Genomic DNA, 20,330 nt, shown 5'->3' with positions numbered 1-20,330 from the left:
GCTTTCGGGGGGGATGACATCGAGTTCGGGGGGACTTGCAGAGCTTCGGTCTTAGCCCGCGAGCGCCGTCCGGATCTTGGCCGAGGCCTTGCCGAAGTCGATACGGCCCGGGAACTCGGCCTTGAGCAAGGCCACCACCTTGCCCATGTCCTTGGCCCCGGCCGCACCGGTCTTCTTGATCGCGTCGATGATCGCCGCTTCGACCTCGGCCTCGCTCAGCCCCTTGGGCAGGAACTCGCCGAGAATGGCGATTTCCTCGCGCTCGACCACTGCAAGGTCCTCGCGTCCCGCCTTTTCGTAGATGCCCAGCGATTCCTCGCGTTGCTTAACCATCTTCTGCAGCAGGCCCAGCACGTCTTCGTCGCTGAGCGGGCCTTTGCCCTGCCCGCGCGCATCGATGTCCTTGTCCTTGATCGCCGCGTTCACTGCCCGCAGCGTCGCAGTCCGCCGCTTGTCGCCGGCCTTCAGCGCCGTCTTGTAACCTTCGCTGATCGCATCACGCATCGCTCTAACTCCTTGGTGCGGGCGGCACGTCGGCCACCATCAACAGATTTCCGTCCGGGTCCTTGAAGGTGAAGAACACCCCATCGCTCACCGGTCCGACGTCGACGGCGCCAGCCGCAACCGCCTGTTGGCGCGCCGCGTGCACGTCGGACGTATTGAAATGAAAGGCCGGCTTCCTGTCATGCGGCCCGGCAAAGCCCTTGCTGTCGAGCACCAGCCCGCTGCCCTCGGCCATCGGCAGCACGTGGATGTGCCCGAACAGGATCTCGCCACCCGGCGCCATGCCGAGCAAGCCGCGGTACCAGTCCCGCGCCCGCTCGATATCGCTCACCGCAATGAACACCCCACCAATCTCGCGCTCGATCGCACTCACCGCGACTTGTCCCCTCTTTGCCGCACCCCATATAGCGCAATAATCCCCGTGCGCCACTTGCGCTTGGGCCGGGCCCCTTCTAAGGAGAGCCCTCAACCGACACCGACCCGAACCCTTGGAGCCCCGCCATGACCGGCTGGCAGCAAAAACCTGCGACCGCCCTCCTGCTGCTCGAGGACGGCACCCGCCTTGAAGGGCACGGCATCGGCGCCGTCGGCCATGCGGCCGGCGAGGTCTGCTTCAATACGGCGATGACCGGCTACCAGGAGATCCTCACCGACCCCTCCTATGCCGGGCAGATCATCACCTTCACCTTCCCCCATATCGGCAATGTCGGCACCAACGACGAGGATATCGAGACGGTCAACATGGCCGCGCTCTCCGGCATCCGGGGTTGCGTGCTGCGCGCCGACATCACCAACCCGTCGAACTACCGCGCCGTCGAAAAGCTCGATGCCTGGCTGAAAAAGCGCAACATCATCGGCATTGCCGGCGTCGATACCCGGGCGCTGACGGCCCGCATCCGCGAGCACGGCATGCCGAACGGCGTCATCGCGCATGCCCCCGACGGCTATTTCCACGAGCCCTCGATGCAGGCGGAGCTGAAGAACTTCCCCGGCCTCGAAGGGCTCGACCTCGCCCGCGAAGTCACCACGGCGCAGACCTATCACTGGGACCAGACGTCCTGGACCCGGTCGGAGGGCTATGGCCAGCTCGACAATCCCGAGTTCCATGTCGTGGCCATCGACTACGGCGCCAAGCGCAATATCCTGCGCCAGCTGGCCGACCAGGGCGCGCGGGTAACGGTGGTTCCGGCCACCGCCACGGCCAAGGACGTGATGTCGCACAACCCCGACGCCATCTTCCTCTCCAACGGCCCGGGCGATCCGGCTGCGACCGGCAAATATGCCGTGCCGACGATCAAGTCGCTGATGGAAACCGGCAAGCCGATGTTCGGCATCTGCCTCGGCCACCAGTTGCTCGGCCTCGCGGTCGGCGGCAAGACGCAGAAGATGCATCAGGGCCACCACGGCGCCAACCATCCGGTGAAGGACCTGACCACCGGCAAGGTCGAGATCACCTCGATGAACCATGGTTTTGCCGTGGACACCGACAGCCTCCCCGGAAACGTCAAGCAGACCCATGTGTCGCTGTTCGATGGTTCGAACGCCGGGCTCGAAGTCGAGGGCAAGCCGATCTTTTCGGTGCAGTATCATCCCGAAGCCAGCCCCGGCCCGCACGACAGCCACTACCTGTTCACCCGGTTCCTCAATCTGGTACGAGCCCAGAAAGGCATGGTGCAGGTGCCGGAGCAGGTGAAGGCCGGCGAGTAATCGCCGAGCTCAAGAAAAAGGGGCCGCCGGTGGCCGGGCGACCCCTCTCAGCCATGGCTGGCCGAATTACTGCGCGGCCGGAGCCGGAAGCGTCGCCGCATAGGCATCGAACTCGGCCTGGTCGAGCGAACCGTCCTTGCTCGTATCGGCAGCGTCGAACGCCTCCTGGGTCAGATCAGGCCAGGCAACCTGTGCCTCGGCCAGGCTCACACCGCCGCTGGTATCGGCATCGACCGACGTGAAGCTGACTGCCGCCTGGGCGAACGCCGCCGAGGAAAGGCCAATGGCTGCGATGGTGATCAGGAGCTTTTTCATGGAGATTTGTCCTTCCATGTGAGGTTCAAGACGGCACCCGGTGGCCCAGGTCCGGCCCACAGCCTCAACGCTGTCGGCGAGGACAAAGACTAAGCCTGATTGTGCTCGCATACCGGCTGGATCACGGCGTCGTGGCGATCATTTGCTGGTCATTTTGGGGGCCGAGGGGAACCCATCGGGAACGGGGAACCGATGGGAAATTCACGCGTTCATCATGGTTTTCGCCGGCGCTTCCGGCGCCTCACCACCGCCCTCGGCGCGGTCTCTGCCACCCCGTTTGGCGCGATACAGCGCGATGTCGGCGACGCGCATCAGCGCCCCCAGATCGATCGATTCGACGTTTGCTGCCGAGATGCCGATGCTGGTGGTCGGGCGCAGGGGGCCAGCCGGGGTCCACACCATGACGCCGCGCACCGCGCGCAGCACCCGCTCGGCCACGACGCCCGCAACTTCCGGGCCGGCGCCTGGTAGCAGGGCTGCGAACTCCTCCCCGCCATAACGGCAGAACAGGTCGCGCGGCCCGAGGCAGCGGCTCACCGCCGTTGCGACGCTGGCCAGCACCTCATCGCCGATCGCGTGTCCATGCGTATCGTTGATCCGCTTGAAGTGGTCGAGATCGAGCAACAGCAGCGCATAGCCCTCACCACGCTCAACCGCGTCCCGGATCTCCCGCTCGGCCAGGCGGGTGAACTCCGACCGGTTCAGCACCCCGGTGAGGCCATCGCGCGTCGCCGCCTGTTTCAGCGCCGCCTCGGAGACCTCTTTACCCAGCGCCACCATCGAGAAGCTGGAAATGACGATCAGCAGCAGCACGCAGATCGTCGCGGCTTCCGAGCCAAAGGCCAGCGCGAAGCGCGGATCGTCAGGGCCGAAGGCGATGAAGGCAGCGAGCCGGAACAGGTAGAACACCGAGCCGCCGGCCCAGGCGACAGCCAGCACCACGTGGTTGCGCATCCGCGGCCCGACCGGCCGCCAGCATTCGAGCGCCGCCAGCATGTTGAACACCACGACGCCCCCGGCGAGCAGCGGAAAGCCGCTCCAGGTCACCAGTGGCTGCTCGAAGACGAAGGGCAGCACGGCCACGAGCGCCGCCGGCCCGACCCAGGCGACGAGCGGGGTGCGCTTGTGACTGAAGGCGCGCGCCCCTACCCAGAGCAGCGAGCTGCCGGCGACCACGAGACAATTGCCGATCGGGTTGAGCACCACGAACTCGGGCGCCTGCCCGGCAAGTGCGTAGATCACCGCCGGAGTGATGGCGAAGAGGAACGCCAGGCCCCACCAGCGTAGCGCCGGATCGGGCCGGCCGCGCATGTCGAGCAGGAACAGCAGCCCCGACATGCCGGTCACCATGGCGGAAACCAGATAGAGCGTGGTGAGATCGAGCGACATCGAATAGGCCCCGGGCGTGTCGGCGCGCACCCTATTCCAGGCCCGATTAACGAGTTCCCACCCAGTGCACCGCAAGCGGTCCGCCTGCCCCGCCGACCGGGTCGGTGCGCGGCAGCGGCACCCGTTCGATATTGCGGTCGGCGGCCGGCCGATCGCCCGCCTCGCCGCGCAGCAGATCCCAGTGCTGACCCGGCGGATAGCAACCGACCACAAGGAAATCGCCGCTCGAATCGAGCCGCCGATGCGCCACCCCCGCCGGGATGACGATCACGTCGCCCGGCTCGACATCGAACTCGCGACCTTCCGGACCGCCAAGCATCAGCCGCGCCGAGCCCCGCACCACGCCCAGTGCCTCGTGCGCGGTCGAGTGATAATGGTGGTAGGTGAACACCTGGGCGCGCCAGGCCGGCGGCCAGCCATTGGCGGCAAACAGCGCTTCCATCGCTTCGGGGCTGGCGCCATCGCGCGGCAGTGCCGCCTCGTAGAACAGCAAGGGCAGCGCGCTGTTGGGATAGGTGCCGTCGTCGTAGAAGCGTTCGAGCTGCAATCCGTCGAGCCGGCCGCTCATCTCACACCAGCCCTGCGACGGCGATCGACCTCAACTTCCGGCCCTCCTAGATCGAGCCCTTGAACGTGTCGCACTGGCTCACGTCGCCGGTCTGCATGCCCTTCTTCAGCCAGGCCATACGCTGCGCCGAGGTACCGTGCGTGAAGTTGCGCGATGAAACCTGGCCGCGGGTCAGCGTATCGTCGCCAATGGCGTTGGCAGCGGTGATCGCCTCTTCGGTGTCCCCCTGCTCCAGCAGGTTCTCGCGGTTGACGTAGTTCGCCCATACCCCGGCATAGCAGTCGGCTTGCAACTCGACTCGCACCGAGTAGGCGTTCTGCTCTTCCTGGCTCATGCTGGCGCGGGCCCGGTTGAACTCCGGCAACACGCCGGTCTGGTCCTGCACGGCATGGCCGATCTCGTGCGCGATCACATAGGCCTGGGCGAAATCGCCCGGCGCGCCGAACTGGCGGCGCAACTGATCGTAGAAGCTGAGATCGATATAGACCCTCTTGTCGTTGGGGCAATAAAACGGCCCGGAGGCCGATTGCGCCGTGCCGCACGCCGACTGAGTGGCGCCCGAGAACAGCACCACCTTGGGCGGCTGGTAGGTCAGGTTGTTCTGCTGGAACACCTCACCCCAGAGGTTCTCGGTATCCTTGACGACCACGCCGACGAAATCGGCGAGTTCATCCTCGCCGGCATTGGTGGGAGGCGGCGCCCACTGCTGGTTCTGCGAGGTCGTCGTTCCCCCACCACCGCCCGTAAGAATGTCGATCGGGTTCTGCCCCGTGGCGAACCAGATGATCCCCAGCACCACGATGATGCCGACCAGCCCGAGGCCACCGCCACCGGCGCGCCCCATGGGGATCGGGATGCGACCGCCGCCCATGCCGCCGCCGAACCGACCGCCGCCCTGGCTGCGCCGGTCCTCGATGTTCGAACTGCGCTCACGCCCTTGCCACTTCATCCGGAATCTCCATGGGACCAGCCCGGTAACAGTACTGCCAATCGCCTGGCCACGGCAAATTTGACCAAATGGTCCAGAAAGGCCACTGTCACATTCGCCGTCGTCACAGCAACGTCACGTCGCGGCGGCATCTGAGGCCCAGATCGCCATGCGGGATAACCGGTCAGGAGAGCCGACGTTCCGTCTGGTCGCGCTTTGTTCAAATGTTGTGGGAGACGTCAATGAACTACAATTACTCAATTTCCCGCCGTGCCTTCCTCGCCGGCTCGGCGACGCTCGGCGCGGCCGTGGTGCTGCACCCCTTCGCCGTGCAGGCTGCCGCCGGCCAGGCGCACCTGCGGCTGATGGAAACCACCGACCTGCACGTCGCGGTGTTTCCCTATGACTATTACGCCGATGCACCCAATGACACGCTGGGCCTCGCCCGCACCGCGGCGATCATCGACGCCATCCGCGCCGAAGCCGGCAACTCCGTGCTCATCGACAATGGCGACGTCATCCAGGGCAACCCGATGGGCGACTACATCGCCTACGAAAAGGGCCTGACCAACGAGCCGCACCCGATCATCGCCGCCATGAACACGTTGGGCTACGAAGTGGGCACGCTCGGCAACCACGAGTTCAACTACGGCCTCGAGTTCCTCGACGCCGCTATCGCTGCTGCCAATTTCCCCATCGTTTCCGCCAACCTCGCCAAGGGCGAACTCGGCGCCGATCCCCTGGCCGACACCACCTATGTGGCGCCCTACAAGATCGTCGAAAAGGAACTGACCGACGGCGCCGGCGCCAAGCAGACCATCAAGCTCGGCTTCATCGGCTTCCTGCCGCCCCAGATCATGACCTGGGACAACACCCATCTCGCCGGCAAAGTCGATACCCGCGACATCGTCGAGGCGGCCAAGGCGTACATTCCGAAAATGCGGGAGGAAGGGGCGGACCTGGTCATCGCGCTGGCCCATACCGGCATTGCCGCCGATACCGGCCTGCCCAAGGCCGAAAACGCTGCGCTGCAGCTCGCCGCCGTTGAAGGACTCGACGTCATCGTCACCGGCCACCAGCACCTGGTATTCCCCAACTCCAAGGATTTCGAGGGCCTCGAAGGCGCCGACCTCACTGCCGGCACGCTTGCCGGCAAGCCTGCCGTGATGGCCGGCTTCTGGGGCTCGCATATGGGGCTGATCGACCTGCTGCTCGAGAAGGCCGATGACGGCAAGTGGAGCATCGTCTCCCACACGGCCGAAGCGCGGCCGATCTTCGAGCGCGTCGACGGCAAGGTGAAGCCGCTGGTCGACAGCGTTGCCGGCATCCTCGCCGCCGCGCAGGACGACCATGACGAGACGCTCGCCTATATCCGCCGCCCGGTCGGCGAGACCGCCGCGCCGCTCCACTCCTACTTCGCGCTGGTCGCCGACGATCCGAGCGTGCAGATCGTCAACATCGCCCAGAAATGGTACCTCACGCAGATGTTGAAGGGCACCGAGTACGAGGCCCTGCCGATCCTCAGCGCCGCGGCCCCGTTCAAGGCCGGTGGCCGTGGCGGCCCGGATTACTACACCGATGTGCCGGTGGGGCCGGTAGCGATCAAGAACGTCGCCGATCTCTATCTCTACCCCAACACCATCCAGGCCGTAGTGATCACCGGCCAGGATGTGCAGAACTGGCTCGATCGTTCGGCCGGCATCTTCAACCAGGTGGCGGCGGGCGGCGCCGACCAGCCGCTGATCAACCTCGATTTCCCCGCCTACAACTTCGACGTGATCGACGGCGTCACCTACAAGATCGACGTTACCAAGCCGTCGAAATACGGCCCCAAGGGCGAGGACATCGGCAACACCGAGAGCCGCATCGTCGACCTGCAGTTCGATGGCAAGCCGATCGATCCGGCCCAGAAGTTCGTCGTTGCCACCAACAACTACCGCGCCGGTGGCGGCGGTACCTTCCCTGGCATCGGCCCCGACAAGATCATCTTCAAGGGTCCCGATACCAACCGCGACATCATCGTGCGCTACATCATCGAGCAGAAGACCATCGAGCCCAAGGCCGACAGCAACTGGTCGCTCGCCCCGATCGGCGGCACGGTGCTGTTCGAGACCGGCCCCAAAGCCGCCGAACACCTCGCCGACGTTACCGCCGTGAAGATCGAAGCGACTGGCAAGACCAGCGAAAACGGCTTCGGCGAGTACCGCATCACTCTGTGATTGCAACTGGCCGGCGCGCCAACAGCGCGCCGGCCGCTACTTGTCGCAGCACGCTTGCCGGGCTTGTCGCAACACGCATATTGCCCTTACCTCGCTCCACTACCGCTTGAGGAGGCGCGAGATGCTGCACAACGAAGCCCGACACCCGGACGGACTGGTCATTCCCCATCGGCGCGCGCTCGGCCTCGCGTCCGACCATGCGGGCTTTCCAATGAAGGGCTTTGTCCGCGATCTGCTCGGCCAGCACTGCGACGAGGTAATAAGCCTGGGTGCGGAGTCGACCGAGCCCGTGGATTTCCCCGATGTCACCCGCAAGGCCGTCGACCTGATCCTCACCGGCCGCGTCGAGCGTGTCGTGCTGGTTTGCGGCACCGGCGCCGGCGCCTGTATCGCCGCCAACAAGGTCGCCGGTATCCGCGCCGCCGTCGCCAACGATACCTACGTGGCGCGCCAGTGCGTTATCCACGATGACGTCAACGTGCTCTGCATCGGCGCCTGGATCATCGGTCCGCAGATCGCCTCCGACGTGATCCGCGCCTTCCTCGCCGCCGAGTTCAGCACCGAGGAACATTTCCGCCGCCGGGTCGAGAAACTCGCTGCGCTCGAGCGCGAAGCGCGCGGTGGCACCTGACCAACCGGCTACCTTGACTTGCCTCCTGCGGGGGCATTGGCTCTCCGGCGTTTGTCTATTAATCGAGCAGGGATTCGATGGGAGCCACCCCACAAATGGAAGTCCTCCTCAAGGAGGCAGATATCACGCTGAACGGTCCCAACCCGTGGGACCCTCAGATCCACTCCGAAGAGTTCTGGAAACGACTATACGGCCAAGGCACCCTTGGTCTCGGCGAAGCCTATATGGACGGCATCTGGGACGTTGCCGACATGGCGGAGTTCTTCAACCGCGTGCTGCGCTCGCGCGTCCCTGAAGGGGTGCGCGTTACCACCAACCTCGTCTGGCAGATCGTCCAGGCCCGCTTCATGAACATGCAGAACATCACGCGCTCGCAGCGCGTCGCCGCCATGCACTACAACGAAACCGAGGCCTACAAGGCCTCGCTCGACAAGCGCATGACCGGCTCCTGCGGCTACTGGCCCGAGGGCGTCACCAACCTCGATGACGCGCAGGAGGCCAAGCTCGACATGGTTTGCCGCAAGATCGGCGTCAAACCGGGGCAAACCGTGTGGGACATCGGCTGCGGCTGGGGCGCCTTCATGGGCTTCGCCGCTGAAAAGTACGGCGCCACCTGCGTCGGGGTGACCGTATCGCCCGACCAGGCCGCCTATGGCCGCGAGCGCTACAAAGGCCTTCCGATCGAGTTCCGCGTGCAGGATTATCGCCAGTTCGAGGGCAAGACCGACCATGCCGTCTCGATGGGCATGTTCGAGCATGTCGGACACAAGAACTACCGCACCTATTTCGAGAAGGCGCGCAGCGTCATTAAGGACGACGGGCTTTTCATGATGCATACCATCGGCAGCCAGTGGTCGACCGAAACCATCGAAGCCTGGCTGGAAAAGTACATCTTCCCCGGAGGCGTCATCCCCTCGATCGCCCAGATCGGCAAGGCGATCGACGGGCTGTTCAGCGTCATCGACGTCCACAATATCGGGCCGCACTACGACAAGACGCTGGTCGCCTGGTACGAGAACTTCGAGCGCAACTGGAAGAAGGACCGCAACCCCGAGGAAGAGCGGTTCTATCGGCTGTGGAAATACTACCTGCTGTGCTGCGCCGGCGGCTTCCGCGCCAAGGTGCTGCAGGTCTGGCAGTTCGTCCTCGCCACGAGGGGCGTTCCCGATGGCTACGTGACGCAGCGCTGAGGCAGAGTGAATTGCTTAGCGGCGGGAGATCCGGTGGATTTCCCGCCAACGCCTGATAACTTCCTGGACGATCGGTCCGAAGAACTTCGCACTGAAGTAGCCTAGCGGTGTGCCGGCGGTGAGGTAGTAAGATCTCCCGACGACATCCTGGTTGGCTTCGTCCAGCATGATCCACTGACGAAGCGACACATCGAGACCGACGCGCCGCTTCTCTGCCTCCGGCACTTCAACCGCCCAGCGCTCAGGAGCAGGACGCTTGGTGGTAATTGCGAACAATACCAGGACGTCCCCAGACGGCTTTGGCATCCTCACACCTACGACCGAGGGCCGCTCCTTGCGTCCCTCCGTTTCGCCGTCGTCGGCTTGCCGCTCCCACAGATAGGAGTACGAGATGACAGCACCAGTTCGGAGGTCGTCAAAGCTCATTCATCAGCGGCCTCGGCCATATACTTATCGAGCGCCTGCTGCATTTCTTCGAGTTCGATCTCGGTCAAGTCGCCAATCTTGATGACTCGCCGCGGATCGGCTCTTTTGCGCATCTCCTCGTATTCCTCGATGTTGAGGACGACCAAACGCGGCTTGTTCCGCTGCGTCAGCGTTACTGGGTGCCTTAGCGCCTCGGCGATGATGTCACCGGATTTCCGCGACAGGTCGCTGGTCGAATAGCTTCGTTGCGCCATCTGTGATCTCCATTCCCGTAACGCTGCAATTTACAGCACTGCTGCAATTTACAACAATGCTGTATCTCGAACAAGCTCATCGCTGACGTGAGGCCGGAATCATGGTCTGTTGCCAGCTCGGCAAGCTGGACCGATCGCGGCATGAATCCTCGCCTCACCCTTCTGCTCATTGCCGCCTTCCTCATCGGCGGTGCGGTTTATCTCTGGCTGCGGCCGACGGACACGCCGCCGGTTGCGCCCACGGCGTCCGCCCCTGCCCCAACGCAGCCCGCTCCGAAGCCGGAACCCGCAACGCCTTCCATGGCTTCCGACCAGTTCCTGATTCTGGCTGCGAGCTGGCAGCCGGCCTTCTGCGAGGGTGCTGCCGGCAGGCCAGAATGCCGTCAGCAAAGCAGCACGCGGTTCGACGCCAATAACTTCTCGCTGCACGGGCTCTGGCCGACCGGTGAATATTGCGAGGTGTCGACGAAGCTCGAAGGGCTCGATCGCGATGGACGCTGGTCCGCCCTGCCGCCGGTCGAGCTTCCAGCTGCGCTGCAGACGACCCTCGACGAAGTGATGCCCGGCACCCGCTCGCAGCTCGAGCGGCACGAGTGGATCAAGCACGGCACCTGCTACGGCGCCGATCCGGCAGGCTATTACGCCACCGCCACACGGCTGCTGGCTGCCCTCAACGCCTCGAAGGTCCGGGACCTCTTCGCCGACAGTATCGGCAGGACCCTGACCCGCGACCAGATCCGTGAAGCTTTCGATGACTCCTTCGGCCGCAATGCCGGCCAGCGCGTGCGCATCGCCTGCGACGATGATGGCAAGCGCCGCATCATCAGCGAGATCACCATTGGGCTGTGGGGTACACCGGGCGATGCGCCCGACTTCGGCAAGCTGATCCGCGCCGCGCGCCCCACCGAGGGCGGCTGCATCGGTGGCATCGTCGATGCGGTGGGGCTGCAATAGAAAAGTTGCAAACATTTTGAGTTCGCTGGCGCGACGAGATGATCACGTCAGCTCTTTGTTTACCGGCCCGGTTCAGCGCCTCTCAACGGCTGATGGATAGGCTGCACGCGAACTTAGCGGAGCCTCGCATGCCGTCCCCCGATTTCGCCCTCGATATTTCCGGGCTAAGAAAGAGCTTTGACCGGCCGGTGGTCATCGACCTCGAACTCAAGGTGAAGGCCGGTGAGTTCTACGCCCTGCTCGGACCGAATGGTGCGGGCAAGACCACCATCCTCCGCATGGTTGCCGGCCTGCTGAAGCCCGATGCGGGCGCCATCTCGGTTTACGGTATCGACACCGCAAAGGACCCGATCGCGGCAAAATCCATCGTCGCCTGGGTCTCCGACGAGCCCATGGTCTACGACCGATTGACGCCCCTCGAGTATCTCGAGTTTGTCGCCGGCCTCTGGCGCATCGATGCACGCGAGGCCGAGCGGCACTCCAACGAGCTGGTCGACTGGCTCGGGCTCCGCCCGCATGCCAACGAGCGCTGTGGCGGCTTCTCCAAGGGCATGCTGCAGAAAGTGGCGCTTGCCGGAGCGCTCGTCCACAACCCGCGTCTCATCATTCTCGACGAGCCGCTCACCGGCCTCGATGCCGGCTCGGCCCGGCAGGTCAAGGATGTGCTGAAGCAGAAGGTGGCCGCCGGCATCACCGTGATCATGACCACCCACATCCTCGAGGTGGCCGAGCGCATGGCCGAGCGGATCGGTGTCATCAATCACGGTCGCCTCGTCGCCGAAGGTACCCTTGCCGAGCTGCGTGCCCGCATCGGACGCGAGACCACGCTCGAGGAGATCTTCCTCGATCTCGTCGCCCAGAAGGAAGCCGACCTCGCGGCGGTCGCCTGATGAGCACGCCCGCCACGCTCCCCTGGTTCGCTGCGCACGAGTTCCGCCTCGCCTGGCGCGATTGGCTGGCCATGACCACCGGCGGCCGCAAGGTGCGCACTGTCGTGCTGGTCCTGATGCTCGGGGTGTTTTACCTTGGGCTGCACCTGCTCGCCAATGTGCTGCTTGCGCCCTGGGTTAGCGAGGGGATCGTCATCGACAAGGCGACGTTGGTCATGGTCACCGGCACCGGCTTCCTGTTCTGGACGGTGATGCTGAGCCAGGCGCTGGAATCGGTCACCCGCGCTTACTATGCACGCTCCGATCTCGACCTGATCCTGTCCTCGCCGGCGTCCTCGGCCAGCGTTTTTGCGGTCCGCACCGCTGCCACGGCCCTCGCGACGGTGCTGCTGGCGTGCCTGCTGGCAAGCCCGATCATCAATGTGCTGATCGCCTATGAAGGGCCTAAATGGCTCGCCGCTTACGGCGTCCTTGCCGGCTTCGGCGCGCTCGCGGCGGCGATTTCGGTGCTGGTCACGGTCGGCCTGTTCCGCAGCATCGGGCCGGCGCGGACCCGGCTGATTGCACAGATCATCGCCGGCATCGTCGGCGCCGGCTTCGTCATCGGCATCCAGGCCGTCGCCATCCTCAGCTTCGGCAACATGAACCGCTTCTCGGTGCTGCAATCACCGGAGTTCGTCGCCGCCGCGCCCGACCTCACCAACCCGCTCTGGCTGCCGGCGCGCGCCGCGATGGGCGATCTCGGCGCCATGCTTTTCGTGCTGGCGCTCGGCCTCGGCGCGCTCGCACTGGTGATCCGCGCCACCTCTGGCAGCTTTGCCCAGCATGCCATCGCCGCGGCGGGCGTTTCCGCGGCGCGCGTGCAACAGAGCGCGGCGACCCGCCCGTTCCGCCAGGCCTCGCAGCGCCATGCCTTGCGGGTGAAGGAATGGCGGCTGTTGCTGCGCGATCCGTGGCTGCTCAGCCAGACGCTGATGCAGATCCTCTATCTGTTCCCACCGGCGCTGTTTCTGTGGGTCTCCTATGGCCAGAGCGCCGGCACCTATGTCGTGGTGATCCCGGTGATCGTCATGGCGGCAGGTCAACTCGCCGGCGGCCTTTCCTGGCTCGCCATTTCTGGTGAAGACGCACATGATCTGGTGGTCACCGCGCCGATCCATCCGCGCGCTGTGCTGACCGCCAAGATCGAAGCCGTGTTGTGCTCGATTGGCGTGGTGTTCGCGCCGATCCTGCTCTGCGTCGCCATTGCTTCGTGGGAGCTGGCGTGGATCACCGCGCTGTTCGTCGCCATCTCGACAGGTTCCGCCACCGCTATCCAGCTGTGGTTCCGTGTGCCGATGCGCCGCGCCATGTTCCGCCGCCGCCAGGTCGCCTCCCGCACCGCCACCATTTCGGAGGCGCTGAGCTCGATCATGTGGGCTGGCGCTGCCGTGCTGGCTGCCGGCAATCAGTGGCTGGCCGCACTGCCCGCAGCGCTCGCCATCATTGTACTGGTGGTGGCCTGGGTTCTTAGCCCGAAAGGCAAACGGGTCTGAAGCACACCTCATCGCGTTGACAGCCACTGAGGTATTCCCGAGCGATTTGCCCACCCGGCTCGCCTACCCACCGGCTGTCAAGTTCGTGGAGCGAGATATGCAACTCCACCCTGAGTCGGCGCTCCCCCTACCGGTGATCCGGCGTAAAGTAGGCGATCACCAGCGACGCCACCGCCAGGACTGCGCCGATCGGTCCGAGCCAGGCAATGCCGAGAGTCTCGAGCACCAGTCCGCCCACCAGCGCCGACAGCGCCCCGCCGATATTCATCGAGGTGAGGTTAAGTGAGGCCGATAGCGGCACTGCGGCGGGCGCCAGTGCTGCGAGCCGGTGCAGTTGCGGCGGGAAGAAACCCCACGACACGACACCATAGAGCAGCATGTGGATGCAGAAGACCGGCAGCACGGCCGGGCGCGGCAGGATCGCCAGCAGTGGCACGGCCGCCAGCAGCACCACCATCAGCCCGCCGATCACCAGCATCGTCTGCCTGCCGCCGATCCGGTCGGCCAATCGCCCGCCGAACAGGTTGCCGAACACCGCACCGAGGCCGAAGGCGAACATCACCAGCGGCAGCAGCACTCGCTCGAGCCCGAGTAGGTCAGTGGTCACCGACGCGAGGTAGTTGAAGAAGGTGAAGCTCGCCATCACCATGACGCCTGAGGTCAGGAGCGTCAGCGGCATGCCCGGCACCCTGAGCACGCTCAGCCGCTCCCGGATGGTGCGCCGATCGCCGTGAATGTCCGCGGGCAGTTTCAGCCACATCGTCGCCGACGCGATGATCGCGAGGACACCAAGCCCCATGTAAGCCACGCGCCAACCGAGAAATTCCGCCACGAGGGCCGAGGCCGGCACGCCGACCGCCACCGCAATCGAGCCGCCCATCACCACGGTCGAGATCGCCGAGCCGCGCTTGCCCGGCGCGGCCAGCGCCACCGCGGTCGATTGCGCCGTGGAGGTGAAGAGCCCGGCGCCGAGCGCCATGAACGTGCGCGCCAGCACCAGCAGCAGGAAACCCGGCAACACGCCGAGCAGCAGGCACATCAGGCCGAACAGCAGCTCGGCGCCGGCCACCACCGTCCGCCGGTCCAGATGCCCGAACAGCGTCGAGAGCAACGGCGTACCGATGCCATAGGCGATGGAATAGCCGAAGATCAGATATCCGGCCTGGGCGAGGCTGACGCCGGTCTCGGCCGCAATGGCGGGCAGCACGCTGACGATGAGCGAACTCTCGACGCTGCCGGCAAATGCCCCCAGCGCCAACCACAGCAGTCGCACGTCCATCGTCGGAAACCCCTCGCCCGACGATGGTTAGGAGAGCCCCCGACGGCGGTCAAGCCGCCGGGAGCTAAGCCTTTCAGCCAAGCCCGTTTTCGGTCTGGCCCGGCTTAGGCCGGGCCGTCATCCGAGCCTGGGCATCGGCACCGCGCGAGGACGGCTGACAATGAGCACGCCTAGGGCCAGCGCCGGGAAGATCGCGGCAACGAGGCCAAGCTCACCGATCGGCAGGTGCTCCAGCACCAGGCCGCCGACCAGCGCGCCCAACGCCGTGCCGAGGTAGAGGAACGAGGCATTGAGCGACAGCGCCAGCGGCGCCGAGCTGGGCGACAAGGCCACGACGCGGCTGACCTGCCCCGGCACGAACATCCAGCCCGCGACGCCCCAGGCAACCATGAAGACAAAGTAGGTCGGCAGGATTGCGGCCTGCGGCAAGAGTGGAATGCCCCCGAGCAGCAGCAGGAACACGATGTTCAACACGGCCGCGGTGGTCACCGTCGCCTGCGCCCCGATGCGGTCCGACAACTGTCCGCCCAGCGGGTTGCCGAGTGCGGCGCCCAGCCCATAGGCCAGCATGACGAAGGGCAGGAGCCCGGCATCGAGCCCCATCAGCCTGGTCGTCACCGGACCGAGATAGATGAACGCAGCGAACGGCCCGGCCATGTAGAGCAGGATCGTCAGCAGGGCCGGCACGAGCCCAGGCACGCTAAGCACGCCCAGCCGTTCGCCCAGCCCGCGCCGGTCGCCCTGGATGCCGCTGGGCAACATGAGCCAGATTGCCGCCGCCGTCAGCACGCCGACTCCGGCAATGGCGAAGTAGGTGCCGCGCCACCCGGCAAAGCCGGAAAGGAACGCCCCGATCGGCGCGCCCAGCGCCACCGCCATCGTGGTGCCGGCGACCACCGTCGCCACAGCCCGCGCCCGCCGCTCGACCGGCGCCAGCGTCACCGCTGCGGCCTGGGCCGTGGCCGCATAGAGCCCGGCCGAGGCGGCAATGATCAGCCGCGCCAGCAGCAGCACCGCATAGCCCTGCGACAGTGCGGCCAGCAATGCGCCGGCCGCGAACACCAGCGCCACCACCGCCAGCAGCGGCCGCCGGTCGAACCGTCCGGTCAGCGCCGAGAGCACCGGGGCACCGACCGCGTAGGCGATGGCGTAAGCGAAGACCAGATAACCGGCCTGGGTGATCGTCACGCCGCTATCGGCCGCGATGGCCGGCAGGAGAGTGGCGATGACGAAGCCCTCGACGCCGACGGCAAAGGTGCCGAGCGCGAGCCAGATGAGCCGCGTGTCCATGGGGAGATTCCTTAGTTCAATGATCGTTGAACAAATGAACCTCGTGACAGCTGACGTCAAGTGCTAGTTCAACGTTCATTGAACTTTGTTCGGAAATGGCATAGGTGAGAGCCATGAGCACGCAGCCGCCCCTGCCCCATCCGGACACCGACCAGATCACTCTGCCTAACGTGCTGACCGCGCTCGGCGATACGACGCGGCTGGCGATCATCGGCCATCTGTCGCGCTGCGAGGGTATCGGCATGACCTGCGGGCAATTTACCGACCTCGCCAGCAAGACCTCGATTACCTATCATGTCAGCAAGCTGCGCGAGGCCGGCGTGGTCAACGTCACGCCTGAGGGCACCCGTCGCCGCGTCACCCTGCGGCGCGAAGATCTCGACCAGCGCTTCCCCGGCTTCCTCGACTCGATCATCGCCAGTACGGCTGATCTCCACATCGATGGATTCGAGGAAGAGACGAATGAGCCGGCTGACCTACCGCGACGCGACCCCTGATGACCTTGGCTTCGTCGTCCGGCTGATCGTCGACGACAGCGTCGTCGCCACCGATGACCGCCCCGACGAACCGCAGCATCCCCGCTACCTCGCCGCCTTCGAGGCGATAGCCGCCGACCCCAACCAGCGCCTGATCATTGCCGAGTTGGGCGGACAACCCGTCGGCACCCAACAGTTGACCTTCATCCCCGGCATCAACCGGCTCGGCGAATGGCGCTGCCTGATCGAGGCTGTGCACGTCGCGCCCGCATATCGCAACCGGGGCTTTGGCGGCGAGATGATCGGCTGGGCCATTGCCGAGGCGCGCGCCCGCGGCTGCGGCGTCGTCCAGCTCACATCCAACAAGAAGCGGCTCGATGCCCACCGCTTTTACGAGCGGCTGGGTTTCCAGAAGAGCCATGAGGGCTTCAAGCTGGCGCTGTAGGGTAAAGTTTGTGGGGGTCCTAAGGCCCCCACGACCTGCTGGGCACTACCGCTCAGCCGATCTCACCACCACGGCGACCAGATCCGGCCGCGCCCCGTCGTCGGGCAGATCATGTGGCCCGAAACCCTCGGCCGAATTGACGTTCAGCACGACGCCGGTCGTGCGGAAGCCGAGCACTTCCTCGAAGCCGCCGCTCTCGCCCTGCACCATCACCGGCGCCGACGGATCGAAGGTCTCGAGCATGGCGATCACATCGCCGACGGTCAGCCCGTTGAGCTGAAGTGCCTTGGGTGCGGAGCGTTTTTCGAGAAGGTCGAGCACAGCGGTCGGTTCCTGATGCATTCCCGAGCGGGACAATGCGCAGCACCGGGCAAAAACCGCACCCCACAAATGCGGGGTTCAAGCGCCTATCGACAGCATAGCTGCTAGAGATACTGCAGCCGCGCCACGAGGTGGCCGAGTTCGGACTGCTTGTTGATCCCAAGCTTGTCGTAGACCGTTTTCAGCGTCGAGCGCGCCGTGTGCTCGGAGATCTTCAGTTCGGCGGCCGCCTCGCGCGGCGCATGGCCCACACCCACCAGTGCCGCGAGCCTGGCTTCCGCACCGGTCAGCCCGAACAGGTGCAGCATCTGCGCTGCATCGCGCCGCTCCGGACCGCGCGGATCGGCCAGGAGCACCAGAGCCGCATCGCCACCGTGCTCGCCATGTTCGAGCGGCATCACATAGGCAAGCAGATGCCCACCGCCCGGACGGGTCAGCCCGATCGGCTCCGACACCCGTGGTCCCATGCGGGCACAGCTCATCTTCAGCGCCTGGCACAGTGCATACTTTTCGGCCGGCACGCCGCTCAGCAGCGGCTCTCCTGCCCGCGGACCATCCGGTCCGAGCAGCGCCCAGCCGCTGGCATTGGCTTCGATCAGCGTTCCATCCTGCCGCACCACGGCAGCAGCGCGGCCGGTATCCTCGATCAGCCCGAGAAACACCGTGGCGGCGTTGCCTGAGGCAGTGCGCCCCACCACCCGTGGCTCGCTCCAGATCGAATTGACCCGCACCGCGTCAAGCGCGAACACATGTTCGACCGGCCGCAGCGCCCGCATATAGTCGGGCGCTGCATCGGTGATCTCCAGCGTCACGATTTCCGCATCTGCGAGATCGGCCACCGTCGAGTCGGCGTGCTTGATCAGCCCTGCCTCGGTAAGCCCGAGGAAATTATCGACGCCCGAGAGCGAGGGCCTGAGCTCTCCCGGTCGGATCGTCGCCCTGAGCCAGTCGACGCCACCGACCGAGGCGACGCCATGCAGCAATTCGCCATCGCGCCAGGTGCGCGCCTCGCCCTCGACAGTCGCGCCCGAATAGAACTTCCGCATCATGGCCCCGCCCGGCTCATCCATGATGTTGCCCATCACGAACATGCCCTCGCCCACGTCGGAACCGCGCACGCCTTCCACCGAAACGCCCACCAGCCCCCGCATATAGGGCGCGATGCCGTAGCCGGTCGGCGCGCGGTAGATGCCGAGTACCCCAATGCTGGCCGGCGACAGCACCAGACCATCGGGCAGGAACGGCCGCACGGCATCGGGGTCGATGCGGAAGCCGGCCCAGATCACATCGACGGCGAGTTTGTGGAACGGCGGCACCACGTCGGCGTGCTGAAGCAGGTCCGAGAATGGCCTGTCGAGGTCCGCGAGGGACTTACGAACCTTATCGCCCAGCATCGGTTTCCCCGGCCGAATCAATACCAATCGAAACGGCTGACCCGATCCGCGCTCGACACCCCGCACAGATCAGGCATGTAATCGATCTCACAAATTCTAGGGAAATCGCTCGGCCGGATCAATCGGATTGCATCGGACGTATCGCTCATTTCTCGATTGCCCCCAGCCGCGCCAGCACTTCAGGCGGGATGCCGTAATGCCGGATGGCGTCGCGCTGATCCCGCATGCCGCAGGCCTCGCGCTGCACGAAGAACTTCCACACGTCCTGCGCCGCTGCCTTGATCAGGATCAACCGCTCTTCGGCCGAGCCCGGCGCCGCGTCGAACGCCGCCAGCGCCGCCATCGCTTTCTCCACCTGCCGTCCGTGATAGCCGAGCGATGAGGCCTTCTCGGCCAGCACCTCGCTTTCGATGGGTCCAAAACCACTGGTCAGGCGTTGGCGAAGTTCGGCGAGATCGGCGATGCTCAAGCTCATGCTGCAAAACTAGGTATGGGCATCGACAGTCGCAACCCCCGCGCTTTTCCAGCCTGCGTCGGCGCGCTAGAAGCACACAATGACCAGTCACCTTTCCCGCTCCACCGGCACTTTCATCGGCTTCACCGCGGTGCTGCTGTGGTCGTTGCTGGCCTTCCTCACCGCCGCCAGCGGCACGATGCCGGCCTTCCAGCTCACCGCCGTCACCTTCGCTATCGGCGGGTTGTCGCTGCTGGTGATCAGGCCCGGCGCCGTCAAGGCGATGCGCCAGCCATTGCCGGTCTGGCTGCTCGGCGTCGGCGGGCTGTTCGGCTACCATTTCTGCTACTTTTTCGCGCTCAGGAATGCGCCGCCGGTCGAGGCGGGCTTGATCAACTACCTGTGGCCGCTGCTGATCGTGGTGTTCTCTGCCCTGCTCCCGGGCGAGCGATTGAGATGGCAGCACCTTGCCGGCTGCGCCCTGGCACTTGCCGGCGCCGTGCTGGTGGTGACCCGCGGCCAAGGCTTCGGCTTCGATGCGCGCTATACCGCCGGCTACGCCACCGCTCTCTGCGCTGCCATCATCTGGGCCGGCTATTCGGTGCTGTCGCGCCGCCTTGCCACAGTCAGCAGCGACGCCATTGCAGGCTTCTGCCTCGTCACGGCAGTGCTCGCCGCGATCTGCCACCTGCTGCTCGAACAGACTGTCTGGCCCACTGATCCCTCACAATGGGGCGCGCTGATCGGGCTGGGCCTCGGCCCGGTCGGCCTTGCCTTCTACGTCTGGGACATCGGGGTGAAGCGCGGCGATATCCAGGTGCTCGGCGCTGCCTCCTATTCCGCCCCCCTGCTCTCTACGCTGATCCTGATCCTCACCGGCTATGCGAGCTATAGCCATGTGATCCTGATCGCCTGTTTGCTGATCACCGTCGGCGCCATCCTCGCCGCCAAGGACCTGCTGTTCCGCCGCCGTCCGGCTGCCGCGGCGGAATAGCAAAGGCCGGGATTGCTCCCGGCCTTTCGCATCGAACGCAAGGATCCTTCGTGACCATCAGTGGGTAAGGATAGATGCCCCACCCACCGGGTCATTCCCGCAGAAGCGGGAACCTCTGCTTTCGTGCAGCAGGCGAGATCGCAAACGGAGGTCCCCGCTTTCGCAGG

At 65.4% G+C, this 20,330-nt stretch carries 23 protein-coding genes; 10 read left to right on the top strand and 13 right to left on the bottom strand.

The window, feature by feature from the left end; translation table 11 throughout:
• Positions 1-51 precede the first annotated feature (51 nt).
• Positions 52-504: a GatB/YqeY domain-containing protein gene (locus VGV07_RS05415; RefSeq protein ID WP_326867670.1), complete on the bottom strand. Its 453-nt coding sequence runs from the start codon at positions 502-504 to the stop codon at positions 52-54.
• A 4-nt stretch (positions 505-508) separates the two neighbouring features.
• A complete protein-coding gene (locus VGV07_RS05410; RefSeq protein ID WP_326867669.1) occupies positions 509-877 on the bottom strand; it encodes a VOC family protein in 369 nt (122 codons plus the stop codon).
• Between the two features lie 128 nt (positions 878-1,005).
• Here VGV07_RS05410 and carA point away from each other — a divergent pair, with 128 nt between their 5' ends.
• On the top strand, positions 1,006-2,211 hold the full coding sequence (gene carA / locus VGV07_RS05405; protein WP_326867668.1) for a glutamine-hydrolyzing carbamoyl-phosphate synthase small subunit: 1,206 nt from the start codon (positions 1,006-1,008) through the stop codon (positions 2,209-2,211).
• A gap of 66 nt (positions 2,212-2,277) precedes the next feature.
• Here the strand turns inward: carA and VGV07_RS05400 are convergent, their stop codons facing one another.
• The 4 genes from VGV07_RS05400 to ypfJ form a co-directional block, all read right to left on the bottom strand.
• Positions 2,278-2,526 carry a hypothetical protein gene (locus VGV07_RS05400; RefSeq protein WP_326867667.1) on the bottom strand — a complete coding sequence of 83 codons (249 nt, stop codon included), beginning with the start codon at positions 2,524-2,526 and terminating at the stop codon, positions 2,278-2,280.
• 201 nt (positions 2,527-2,727) lie between these two features.
• Positions 2,728-3,915: a GGDEF domain-containing protein gene (locus tag VGV07_RS05395; RefSeq protein WP_326867666.1), complete on the bottom strand. Its 1,188-nt coding sequence runs from the start codon at positions 3,913-3,915 to the stop codon at positions 2,728-2,730.
• A gap of 46 nt (positions 3,916-3,961) precedes the next feature.
• Positions 3,962-4,483, bottom strand: a complete 522-nt coding sequence (locus VGV07_RS05390; RefSeq protein WP_326867665.1) for a cupin domain-containing protein — start codon at positions 4,481-4,483, stop codon at positions 3,962-3,964.
• Between the two features lie 46 nt (positions 4,484-4,529).
• Positions 4,530-5,432: a KPN_02809 family neutral zinc metallopeptidase gene (gene ypfJ, locus VGV07_RS05385; RefSeq protein ID WP_326867664.1), complete on the bottom strand. Its 903-nt coding sequence runs from the start codon at positions 5,430-5,432 to the stop codon at positions 4,530-4,532.
• Between the two features lie 221 nt (positions 5,433-5,653).
• On the opposite strand from ypfJ, the gene VGV07_RS05380 reads away from it, so the two are divergent.
• From VGV07_RS05380 to cfa, 3 genes are all read left to right on the top strand, one after another.
• Positions 5,654-7,630, top strand: coding sequence for a bifunctional 2',3'-cyclic-nucleotide 2'-phosphodiesterase/3'-nucleotidase (locus VGV07_RS05380; protein ID WP_326867663.1), 1,977 nt, complete (start codon positions 5,654-5,656; stop codon positions 7,628-7,630).
• A gap of 121 nt (positions 7,631-7,751) precedes the next feature.
• Positions 7,752-8,261 (top strand): RpiB/LacA/LacB family sugar-phosphate isomerase, encoded by a 510-nt coding sequence (locus tag VGV07_RS05375; RefSeq protein ID WP_326867662.1) that lies wholly within the window; start codon positions 7,752-7,754, stop codon positions 8,259-8,261.
• A gap of 95 nt (positions 8,262-8,356) precedes the next feature.
• Positions 8,357-9,451 (top strand): cyclopropane fatty acyl phospholipid synthase, encoded by a 1,095-nt coding sequence (gene cfa / locus VGV07_RS05370; protein WP_326867661.1) that lies wholly within the window; start codon positions 8,357-8,359, stop codon positions 9,449-9,451.
• A gap of 15 nt (positions 9,452-9,466) precedes the next feature.
• On the opposite strand, the gene VGV07_RS05365 is transcribed toward cfa, so the two are convergent.
• Entirely contained in the window at positions 9,467-9,877 is a 411-nt protein-coding gene (locus tag VGV07_RS05365) for a hypothetical protein (protein WP_326867660.1), read from the bottom strand.
• On the bottom strand, positions 9,874-10,131 hold the full coding sequence (locus VGV07_RS05360; protein ID WP_326867659.1) for a type II toxin-antitoxin system prevent-host-death family antitoxin: 258 nt from the start codon (positions 10,129-10,131) through the stop codon (positions 9,874-9,876). Before VGV07_RS05360 ends, VGV07_RS05365 begins: the two co-directional genes overlap by 4 nt.
• Positions 10,132-10,431: 300 nt before the next feature.
• On the opposite strand from VGV07_RS05360, the gene VGV07_RS05355 reads away from it, so the two are divergent.
• The 3 genes from VGV07_RS05355 (at position 10,432) to VGV07_RS05345 (ending at position 13,510) form a co-directional block, all read left to right on the top strand.
• Positions 10,432-11,085: a ribonuclease T2 family protein gene (locus tag VGV07_RS05355; RefSeq protein ID WP_326867658.1), complete on the top strand. Its 654-nt coding sequence runs from the start codon at positions 10,432-10,434 to the stop codon at positions 11,083-11,085.
• A 128-nt stretch (positions 11,086-11,213) separates the two neighbouring features.
• Positions 11,214-11,975: an ABC transporter ATP-binding protein gene (locus VGV07_RS05350; protein WP_326867657.1), complete on the top strand. Its 762-nt coding sequence runs from the start codon at positions 11,214-11,216 to the stop codon at positions 11,973-11,975.
• Entirely contained in the window at positions 11,975-13,510 is a 1,536-nt protein-coding gene (locus VGV07_RS05345; RefSeq protein ID WP_326867656.1) for a permease, read from the top strand. The genes VGV07_RS05350 and VGV07_RS05345 overlap by 1 nt, the downstream gene beginning before the upstream one ends.
• Positions 13,511-13,637: 127 nt before the next feature.
• On the opposite strand, the gene VGV07_RS05340 is transcribed toward VGV07_RS05345, so the two are convergent.
• Both VGV07_RS05340 and VGV07_RS05335 read right to left on the bottom strand, forming a co-directional pair.
• Positions 13,638-14,789 (bottom strand): MFS transporter, encoded by a 1,152-nt coding sequence (locus VGV07_RS05340; protein WP_326867655.1) that lies wholly within the window; start codon positions 14,787-14,789, stop codon positions 13,638-13,640.
• 117 nt (positions 14,790-14,906) lie between these two features.
• Positions 14,907-16,079 (bottom strand): MFS transporter, encoded by a 1,173-nt coding sequence (locus VGV07_RS05335; RefSeq protein ID WP_326867654.1) that lies wholly within the window; start codon positions 16,077-16,079, stop codon positions 14,907-14,909.
• Between the two features lie 113 nt (positions 16,080-16,192).
• Between VGV07_RS05335 and VGV07_RS05330 the strand changes: the two genes are divergently transcribed.
• Both VGV07_RS05330 and VGV07_RS05325 read left to right on the top strand, forming a co-directional pair.
• Positions 16,193-16,576, top strand: coding sequence for a helix-turn-helix transcriptional regulator (locus VGV07_RS05330; RefSeq protein ID WP_326867653.1), 384 nt, complete (start codon positions 16,193-16,195; stop codon positions 16,574-16,576).
• Positions 16,542-17,000, top strand: a complete 459-nt coding sequence (locus VGV07_RS05325; protein WP_326867652.1) for a GNAT family N-acetyltransferase — start codon at positions 16,542-16,544, stop codon at positions 16,998-17,000. The genes VGV07_RS05330 and VGV07_RS05325 overlap by 35 nt, the downstream gene beginning before the upstream one ends.
• A gap of 45 nt (positions 17,001-17,045) precedes the next feature.
• Here the strand turns inward: VGV07_RS05325 and VGV07_RS05320 are convergent, their stop codons facing one another.
• The 3 genes from VGV07_RS05320 to VGV07_RS05310 form a co-directional block, all read right to left on the bottom strand.
• On the bottom strand, positions 17,046-17,321 hold the full coding sequence (locus VGV07_RS05320) for a hypothetical protein (RefSeq protein WP_326867651.1): 276 nt from the start codon (positions 17,319-17,321) through the stop codon (positions 17,046-17,048).
• A gap of 104 nt (positions 17,322-17,425) precedes the next feature.
• On the bottom strand, positions 17,426-18,715 hold the full coding sequence (locus VGV07_RS05315) for a hypothetical protein (RefSeq protein ID WP_326867650.1): 1,290 nt from the start codon (positions 18,713-18,715) through the stop codon (positions 17,426-17,428).
• Positions 18,716-18,860: 145 nt separating this feature from the next.
• On the bottom strand, positions 18,861-19,190 hold the full coding sequence (locus VGV07_RS05310; RefSeq protein ID WP_414649913.1) for a DUF6665 family protein: 330 nt from the start codon (positions 19,188-19,190) through the stop codon (positions 18,861-18,863).
• Between the two features lie 79 nt (positions 19,191-19,269).
• On the opposite strand from VGV07_RS05310, the gene VGV07_RS05305 reads away from it, so the two are divergent.
• Complete coding sequence (locus VGV07_RS05305; RefSeq protein ID WP_326867648.1) at positions 19,270-20,163, top strand: DMT family transporter; 894 nt, start codon at positions 19,270-19,272, stop codon at positions 20,161-20,163.
• The last annotated feature ends 167 nt before the right edge of the window (positions 20,164-20,330 follow it).

It is taken from the genome of Devosia sp., from assembly GCF_035944845.1.
In the GTDB taxonomy this organism is placed as follows: Bacteria; Pseudomonadota; Alphaproteobacteria; order Rhizobiales; family Devosiaceae; genus Devosia_A.
Note: the sequence above shows the minus strand (reverse complement) of the source record. Positions and strands in the feature narration are given on the sequence as shown.